Annotated in this window: 6 protein-coding genes; 1 reads left to right on the top strand and 5 read right to left on the bottom strand. The window is 67.2% G+C overall.

From position 1 onward, the window contains the following. Nucleotides 1–122 precede the first annotated feature (122 nt). Nucleotides 123–1,223, top strand: coding sequence for a LacI family DNA-binding transcriptional regulator (locus WMN78_RS12505; RefSeq protein WP_340534040.1), 1,101 nt, complete (start codon nucleotides 123–125; stop codon nucleotides 1,221–1,223). Nucleotides 1,224–1,248: 25 nt separating this feature from the next. On the opposite strand, the gene WMN78_RS12500 is transcribed toward WMN78_RS12505, so the two are convergent. The 5 genes from WMN78_RS12500 to argS all read right to left on the bottom strand — a co-directional run bounded on the left by WMN78_RS12500 (nucleotide 1,249) and on the right by argS (nucleotide 8,122). Then, complete coding sequence (locus WMN78_RS12500) at nucleotides 1,249–2,724, bottom strand: glycoside hydrolase family 32 protein (protein ID WP_340534039.1); 1,476 nt, start codon at nucleotides 2,722–2,724, stop codon at nucleotides 1,249–1,251. 23 nt (nucleotides 2,725–2,747) lie between these two features. Then, entirely contained in the window at nucleotides 2,748–3,650 is a 903-nt protein-coding gene (locus tag WMN78_RS12495) for a carbohydrate ABC transporter permease (RefSeq protein WP_340534038.1), read from the bottom strand. A gap of 8 nt (nucleotides 3,651–3,658) precedes the next feature. Continuing rightward, nucleotides 3,659–4,564 carry a sugar ABC transporter permease gene (locus WMN78_RS12490; protein WP_340534041.1) on the bottom strand — a complete coding sequence of 302 codons (906 nt, stop codon included), beginning with the start codon at nucleotides 4,562–4,564 and terminating at the stop codon, nucleotides 3,659–3,661. A 71-nt stretch (nucleotides 4,565–4,635) separates the two neighbouring features. Continuing rightward, nucleotides 4,636–6,057 (bottom strand): extracellular solute-binding protein, encoded by a 1,422-nt coding sequence (locus tag WMN78_RS12485; protein WP_340534037.1) that lies wholly within the window; start codon nucleotides 6,055–6,057, stop codon nucleotides 4,636–4,638. Between the two features lie 322 nt (nucleotides 6,058–6,379). Beyond that, the gene (gene argS / locus WMN78_RS12480; RefSeq protein WP_340534036.1) at nucleotides 6,380–8,122 is read right to left on the bottom strand and encodes an arginine--tRNA ligase; all 1,743 of its coding nucleotides are present in this window, start codon (nucleotides 8,120–8,122) and stop codon (nucleotides 6,380–6,382) included. Nucleotides 8,123–8,208 lie beyond the last annotated feature (86 nt).

Raw genomic sequence — 8,208 nt, 5'->3', positions numbered from 1 at the left:
GAAGTGAGAGAGCGTCGGCCAGGAACACGCAACAAGTGAGAGAGCGTCCCAAGGTGAGCGGGGCTCACACGAGTTAGGTAAACTGCAGCAAAGCAGTGATTTCACATCCGGAGGATCAGCCCATGAACCGCAAGGCCACCGCACTCGACGTCGCCAAGCTGGCGGGCGTCTCGCGCAGCGCTGTGTCGCTCGTGCTCAACGGGCGGGGCGACGGCAACGTTGCCCTCGAAAGCCAGCAGCGCATCCGGGAAGCGGCGGCAGCGCTCAATTACTCGCCCAACAAGATCGCCCTGAGCCTGCGCAATCAGCAGTCGCGCGTCATCGGGATCGTGTCGGACCAGGTGGTCACCAGTCCGTTCGACGGCAACATCATCGCCGGGGCGGACGCCGTGGCACGGTCGCACGGGTTTGTCACCATCGTGATGGACACGGAGCTGGACGAGTCCCGGGACGAAAGCGCCGTCGAAACCCTGCTGGACCGCCAGGTGGACGGGCTGATGTACGTCACTGTGGGCCTGCGTCCGCTGCACGTGCCGCCGAACATGGCGCGCGTCCCGTCGATCCTGGCCAACTGCTTCGACGACCGACCCGAGGCAGGCCTTCCGGCGGTCATCCCGGACGAGGTCCGCGGCGGACGGGAAGCTGCCGCGCACGTCATGTCCCTGGGCCACAGGGACATCGCCTTCCTCGCGGGCGATTCCCTCACGCCCGCGGCACCCCGCCGGATCGAGGGCTACCGCGAGGCTTTCGGCAGCGCGGGAATCCCTGTCAACGAAGACCGGGTCATCCAGGTGGGCTGGGACACCGACGCGGGCTTCCACGGCGCCATGAAACTCCTCGACGGCGTGGACCCGGCCAGCCGCCCCACCGCGATCCTGTGCGCCAACGACCGCCTGGCCATCGGCGTCGTACTAGCGTGCTACCGGCTGGGCCTCAGCATCCCGCAGGATGTGTCGGTCATGGGCTACGACGACGAATTCCGCATCGCCAAAACCATGGTCCCCGCACTCAGCACCATGGCCCTGCCGCTCCGGGAGATGGGCGCGGCGGCCATGACGGCGCTGCTCGCCGAAGTTGGATCCACCCCGAACGGGAAGCACGACGACGGCGGCACGGCTACCAGCGCCGCCGTCGGTACCGACTCGGGCACCGAACGGGCGACGATGGTGCCCTGCCGCCTGGTGGTGCGGGATTCCACCGGGCCTGTCCCGGCCGGGCGCTGAAACCCGGCCGGGGCCAGCACCATTCCTAGGAGGGCTGGCTCAGTTCCCAGACCTCCGCCGTCGCACCGGCCGGAAGGTGCAGCTGCCATTCCTCCCCGGCCGCCGGGTAGGCGCGCAGGGTCGTGGCCACGGAACCGGCCCGGTAGACCTCCACCAGCGAGGCATCAACGAAGACCCGCAGCTCCTCCCCCGGCGCGACGGTTCCGCTGAACACTGTCTGCCGCGTTCCTTCCCCCACAAGCAGGAGTTCGACGGCGGTGTCCCCGCCGCCCGCGGCACCTCCCGCAGAACCAGGCCCGACGGGTCCGGCTTCTCCTGCGGTCACCAGGGCTTCAGCAAACGGAGGCAGCACAACGGTCCCGCCGGCGTTGCTGGCGATCAGCGCTCCGCGGTAGGCCTCGATTTCAGGGGCGGGGCTGACGGCAAGGACGCCGTCCACCACCGCGAGTTCGCGCGGGAAGGTCAGGACACCTGCCCAGCCGGCGGCGTCAATGTCGTCCTGGCTGCGGCCGCGTCGTCCATCGCGGCCCGGGCCTTCATTGGCCCAGCCCCACAGCAGGGCACGGTCCTCCAGCGCTACCACCTGCGGAGCGTAGAAGTCGCGGCCCAGGTCCGACTTTCCGCCGCCCCGGGGCGTGAACACCGGCAGCCCGGTGGCCGGGTCCTCGGTCAGGGAGCCGACCAGGTGGCCCACGCCGTTGGCGTGTTCGTGCGCATCGCCGGAGAGCCAGAGCGAGAACATCATGAGCCAGGTTCCAGAGTCGCCGGCAGCCCCGGCAGTATCAGCACCGCCTGCGGTATCAGCACTGTCCGGCACCCGCACCAGCTGCGGGCATTCCCAGATCTCGGCCGGCGTGGACCGGGCCGCAACCGGGTTCTCCGACGTCAGCCAGATGCCCTGGTACTTCCAGTCGGCCATGTCCTCCACCGTGTACAGCAGCAGGGCGGCGTGCCCGCTCGCCAGGCCGGCGCCCTGCATGGCGTACCGCTTGCCGTTGAACCGGAAGATGAACGGATCCCGCACCGCGGTGACCTGCCCGTCGGCGGGCATGGTGGCCGCCACGTGGCCGGTCTGCTCCCAATGGACCAGGTCCGCCGAGCCGCGGGCGACGACCACCTGTGAGTGGCCCCCGTCGCCGCGGACGCCCGAGTACGCGGCGGTGGGAACACCGCCGTCGTCCGTCACCACGCCGGTCCAGCAGCCGTACTCATCGGGACCGCCGGGCTGGGGGCGGAGCGCCACCGGATGCTCTTCCCAGCGCACCAGGTCGGCGGAGCTCACGTGGCCCCAGGCGATCCGGTGGTGCCGGGCGGAGTCCGGGTTGTACTGGAAGAACACGTGGTACCGGCCGTTGATGAAGCTGACGCCGTTGGGGTCGTTGATCCAGCCCTGAGCGGGGCGCGGGTGGAACCGCGGGAAGGCGGCGTCGGGGTGGGAGGCGGCGACGTCGTCGAAGTGGACAGAGTCGAAGTGGACGGCGGCGAGGTCCGGGGTGGGCATGGCGGGGCCTTTCGGTGAGTGGATTATTTGCCGGTGCCGGCCGTAAGGCCGTCCTGCAGTGCGCGCTGGCCGAACATAAAGACCACCAGCGCCGGGATCATGGACAGGACCACGCCCGCGAGCACCACGGAGATGCTGCCGGTTCCCAGATTGCCCTGGAGCGAGACTAGTCCCAGCGGAAGCGTGAAGTTTTGCTCGGAGATGGTCAGGATGAGCGGTCGGAAGAACTCGTTCCAGTGGAAGTTGAACGCGAGGATTCCCACGATCGCCAGGCCGGGTATGGCCAGCGGTGCGTACACGGAACGGAACGTACGCCACGGCGAGGCGCCGTCGATCGCGGCGGCCTCGGCCAGTTCGGCGGGAAGGCCCATAAAGTACTGGCGCATCAGGAAGGTTCCGAACGCCGTCGGAATGGCCGGCAGGATCAGCGCCAGCAGCGTGTCCGAGAGGCCCATGCCGCGGATCAGCATAAAGACGGGCACGATGGTGACCTGCACCGGCACCATCATGGTGGCCAGCACAATCGAGAACAGTGCGCCGCGGCCGCGGAACTTCAGGTGCGCGAACGCGTAGCCCGCCAGCGCCGCCGAGACCATCTGGCCTACCGCGATCAGACCGGTGACCAGGGCGCTGTTGAGGACCAGCAGGAAGATATTCAATTGCTGGAATACTTCGCCATAGGACGTGAAGTCAGGGTTCCAGGGAATGAACGACGGCGGCAGCTTGAAGGATTCCGACGGCGACCGCAGCGACGTGGACAGGGTCCATAGCACCGGGCCGAGCGTCAGGGCGGCAGCGATCAGCAGCAGGAGGATGCGGACGGCGAAGGTCCAGTTGAACCGGCGCCGGTTGGGTGACGTTTCCGGGAGGCCTTCGGACAGGCGGGGGGAATGTCCGGCCAGGCCGTGGTCTGTTGTGGTTGTCATGGCTGGCCTTACTGGTAGAAGACGAATCGTTTGCTGAGCCGGAACTGGGCGGCCGTGATGGCCATGATGATCAGCGTGAGCAGCACGCCGATGGCCGACGCCTGGCCGAACTCGAGCCGCTGGAACGCCGATTCGAAGATCACCATGACGGCGGTGCGGGTGGAGTCGCCGGGGCCGCCGCGGGTCAGCACGTAGGGCTGGTCGAACACCTGCAGGGCGCTGATGATGGCCATCACCGAGGCCACCAGCGTGGTGGGGCTCAGCAGGGGCAGTGTGACGTGCAGGTGCTTGCGCCAGCCGGTGGCGCCGTCGATCGATGCCGCTTCGTATGTCTCCACGGGAATGGAAGCCAGGCCGCCGATGAACAGCAGGAAGGAGAAGCCGAAGTTCTGCCACACGTACACAAGGATCACGACGGCGGCGGACCCGCCTGGCGTGGTCAGCCACGGCACCGCGGGGATGCCCACGAGGGACAGGAACCAGTTGACCACGCCGAACTGTTCGTTGAAGAGGTACCGCATGAAGATGGACACGGAGGCCGCGGACAGGATCAGCGGGAAAAAGAAGGCCGAGCGGAAGAATACGCGCAGCCAGGCCGGCATCTTCTCCTGCACCATGATGGCCAGCGCCAGGGCGAGCCCCAGTTGGAGGGCCACGGCCACCACCACGAAAACGATGGTGTTCAGGAAGGACACCCGGACGGTGGGATCCTGGACCACTTCCGAGAAATTGTCGAAGCCCACGAAGGTCGGCGCCGAGATGATGTCCCAGCGGAAGAAGGCAAGGACCACGGACGCCACGATCGGGATCAGGGTGAACAGGCCCATGCCGAGGAGGGTGGGGGCCAGGAAGATCCAGGCCAGCCAGCGCTGGCCCTGCCGTGACTTGGCGGTGGGTTGGTGCTGGGCGGGCACGGCCTGCCCGGCCGCCTGCCTTGCCTGCCTGGCGGCCCGCTTCGGCCGCTCCCTGTGCGGGGTGGTTGTGCTCACGACTGCCTCCTCAGGGCCAGTTCAAGGTCGCGCTGCATGGACGAGAGGGCCTGCTTGAGCTGGCGCTCGTCGCCGCTGACAGCGAGCGATACGTTCTTCATCAGGGCCGTTTCGACGGCGGCCTGCTGCGGTGGCGCCGGAATGGGGCCGGTGGTAGGGAACCGGTCCAGGGTGTCGTAGAAGACCTTCCAGTGGGCGGGTCCCTTGCCGGCGTAGAGCTGCTCGTTGACCATGGAGCGGCGTGCCGGCGTCGTAATCGGGTTCGGGAAGATCAGTTCCATGGCCTCGCGGCTGGAGCTGAACTTGATCCATTCCCAGGCCGCGTCTTTGTCCTTGGCGGTCTTCATGATCGCGTAGCCGGCGGTGCCGAACTGGTGGCGCTGGGTTTTCCAGCGCGGGAAGAACTGGACGTCGAAGTCGTTCGCGCCCATCCCGGCCTCGTGGAGGCCCTGCACCCAGTAGCCGCCGGCCGGCGTGGTCCCGATGCGGTTGGAAGCGAACAGTCCCACCAGGGAGCTGCCGCCGCCTTCCTCCGGGCGAACACCGAGCCCGTCCTTGACCAGCCCGCGGAGGTAGTCGAAGGATTCGAACACGCGGTCGTCATTGGCGTTGGGTTCCAGCCACTGGTACCCGCCGGAGCGGAGACTGCGGGAGGGATCGTTGGCGTAGAAGCCGTCCCAGAGCCACTCCCCGCCCCCGGACCTGGTTTCCTTCAGGAAGCTGGTGTCGTTGGCGTAAAGCCAGGGCACCACGCCGCCAAAGAGCCGGTTGGTCCAGTAGTACGGGGTGAAGTCCGAGGTCCGGGCCTTCCGCATGGCGGCGAGGCTGTTGCGGAAGTCCACGTGGGTCCAGTCGTCCGCCGGGCGCTCCAGCCCTGCCTGCGCGAACGCGGTGGTGTTGTAGTACATGTTGGCGGCGTTCCAGTCCATGGGGAGCTGGTACAGGCTGCCCTTGTACATGAAGGCTTCCACCAGGCTGGGGTGCACATCGTCGAAGAACTCCCTCATGTCCGCGGCGTCGCGGCGCACATACTCGTCGAGCGGGTGGGCGAGTTTTTCCGCGAACAGCTGGGCACCTTCGGTGGCAACGTAGACCACATCCGGCGGAGTGCCCGCGGCCACCATGGTGAGGATCTTGGTGAAGAAGTCTTTCCAGTCGACGGCCTGGATTGCCTGGACCTTGACCTTGATCTCCGGGTGGAGGCGGGTGAAGGCGTCGATGGCGCGCTGGCGGGCGGCGGCGTCCGCGGCGGTGCCCATGATGGCAATGCTGAGGCTGTTGTCCCCGCGGCCCGGAATGTCCGTACCGGAGAGCCGCGGCCACGACGCCACGGTTGCTCCGATGATTCCCGCGCCCAGGGCACCAAGGGCGGTACGACGGGTGATTTCCCGCAGGTGCCCGTTTGTGGCTCCGGTCATGTCAATTTCCTTCCTAACACGTGTTAGGAACTGTAGATGAACGACCTAACACGTGTCAAGCATCACAATCCCGCCCGCCTCTTTCGGGGCGCTCTCTCACTTCCTGCCGCCTTCTTCCGGACGCTCTCTCACTTCCCGCCGCAAAACGAGAAACGCTCTCTCACTTCCCGCAGCCGTTGCGCGGGAGGTGAGAGAGCGTTCGGGGTGAACAGCCAGGAGGTGAGAGAGCGTTCCGGGTGAACAGCCGGGAAGTGAGAGAGCGTTCGAAGGGCGGAGCGTCGGCAGGCAGCACGATCGGGCGGACCAAGGCTCCGTCGGGCGGCTACATGTTCTCCGGCGTCTCGATGCCCAGCAGGTCCAGCCCCTCGGAGAGCCTGTGGAGGACCAGTGCGCACAGTGCGAGCCGTGACTGCCGGACGGACTCGTCCGCCTTCAGCACGGGGCACTGGTCGTAGAACGCGGTGAACAGCTGGGACAGTTCAAACAAGTACGCACACAGCCGGTGCGGTTCCAACAGTTCCCCCACCCTGCGAAGGGTGGCACCGTACTCCAGCAGGTGGAGCGCCAGTGCGCGTTCGGCGGGTTCGACGACGGCGATCCTCGCCTCCGCCGTCGGCACCCCCGCCGCAGCGCCCGCCGTCGTCGAGGCCTCAGCCTCCCCCGCCTTCCGCAGGATGGAGCGGATCCGGGCGGCGGCGTACTGTACGTAAGGGCCGGTGTTGCCGCTGAGTGCCAGCATCCGGTCGAAGTCGAATACATACTCGGTGTCGTGGCCCGTGGAGAGGTCGGCGTACTTCACGGCGCCGATCCCCACCTGCCGGGCGGTCACGGCCCGTTCCTCCTCGGAGAGCTCAGGACGGCTGGCGTCCACCACGGCGCGGGCGCGGTCCACGGCCTCGTCCAGCAGGGCCATGAGCTTCACCGGGGTGCCCGAGCGTGACTTCAGGATCTTCCCGTCCTCGCCCAGTACGTTGCCGATCTGCACGTGCGTGGCCTCCACCGAGTCTGGCAGCCATCCGGCCTCGCGCGCGGATTCAAACACCATCCGAAGGTGGACGTTCTGCGGTGCGCCCACCACGTAGAGGATGCGGTCCGCGTGGAGTTCCTGGACCCGGTAGCGGATGGTGGCAAGGTCGGTGGTGGCGTACCCGTACCCGCCGTCGGACTTGCGGATGATGAGCGGCAGCGGCTCGCCGTCCCGGCCCGTGAACCCGGCGGGGAACGTGCACAGCGCACCTTCGCTGATCCGGGCCAGGCCGCGCTCCTCCAGTTCCTGGCACAGCTGTGCTAAATGGGGATCGTACGAGCTCTCGCCCGCGATATGGTCGTCCTCGAGGCTGACTCCCAGCGTGGCATAGATGGCATTGAAGTAGACCTTCGAGTGGTCTACCAGCCGCTGCCACACCTCCAGCGTCTCCTCGTGCGCCGACTGGAGCGACACCACGCGAAGGCGGGCGCGCGTCGCAAAGTCTGGATCGCCGTCGAACTTTGCCCGCGCCGCCTGGTAGAACGCGCTGGGGTCCTCCACCAGCAGGGCGGCCTCGGGCGAATCCTCGCCGATCTCCAGCCAGTGCTCAATCAGCATGCCAAACGGCGTGCCCCAGTCGCCGATGTGGTTCTGCCGGATCACCGTGTGCCCGAGCGCCTCGAGGACACGGACCAGGCTGTCCCCCACCACAGTGGTGCGGAGGTGCCCCACGTGCATTTCCTTCGCAACGTTTGGGGAGGAATAGTCGACGACGACGCGCTGGGCCTGCGTCTCCGGCCCGCCTTGCGGCTGGGAAGCCTGGGCGTTGAGCAGCTCCTCGATCCAGGTGCCGTCGAACGTGAGGTTGATGAAGCCGGGGCCGGAAATCTCGACGCCGGTGCAGAGGCCGTCGAGCTCCAGCGCCTCGACGATCCTGGCGGCGGCATCGCGTGGCGGCAGGCCCACCTTCTTGGCGAGGGCCATGGCGGCGTTGATCTGGATGTCGGCGAACTGGGACGGCCGGACCACAGGATCGGTGTCGCGGAACTCTTCGCCGAACGCTTGGGCAATGGCTGCCTGGACTCTGGGGACAACCATCTCGGCCGGATTATTCACAAACTCAAAATTATCAGTCCCACCCCGTTCTGACGCTCTCCCACTTCCTGCACTTAAATCCGGGTCGC

The organism is Arthrobacter oryzae, assembly GCF_037911235.1.
Lineage (GTDB): Bacteria > Actinomycetota > Actinomycetes > Actinomycetales > Micrococcaceae > Arthrobacter > Arthrobacter oryzae_E.
This window is presented reverse-complemented; position numbering and strand designations above follow the sequence as displayed.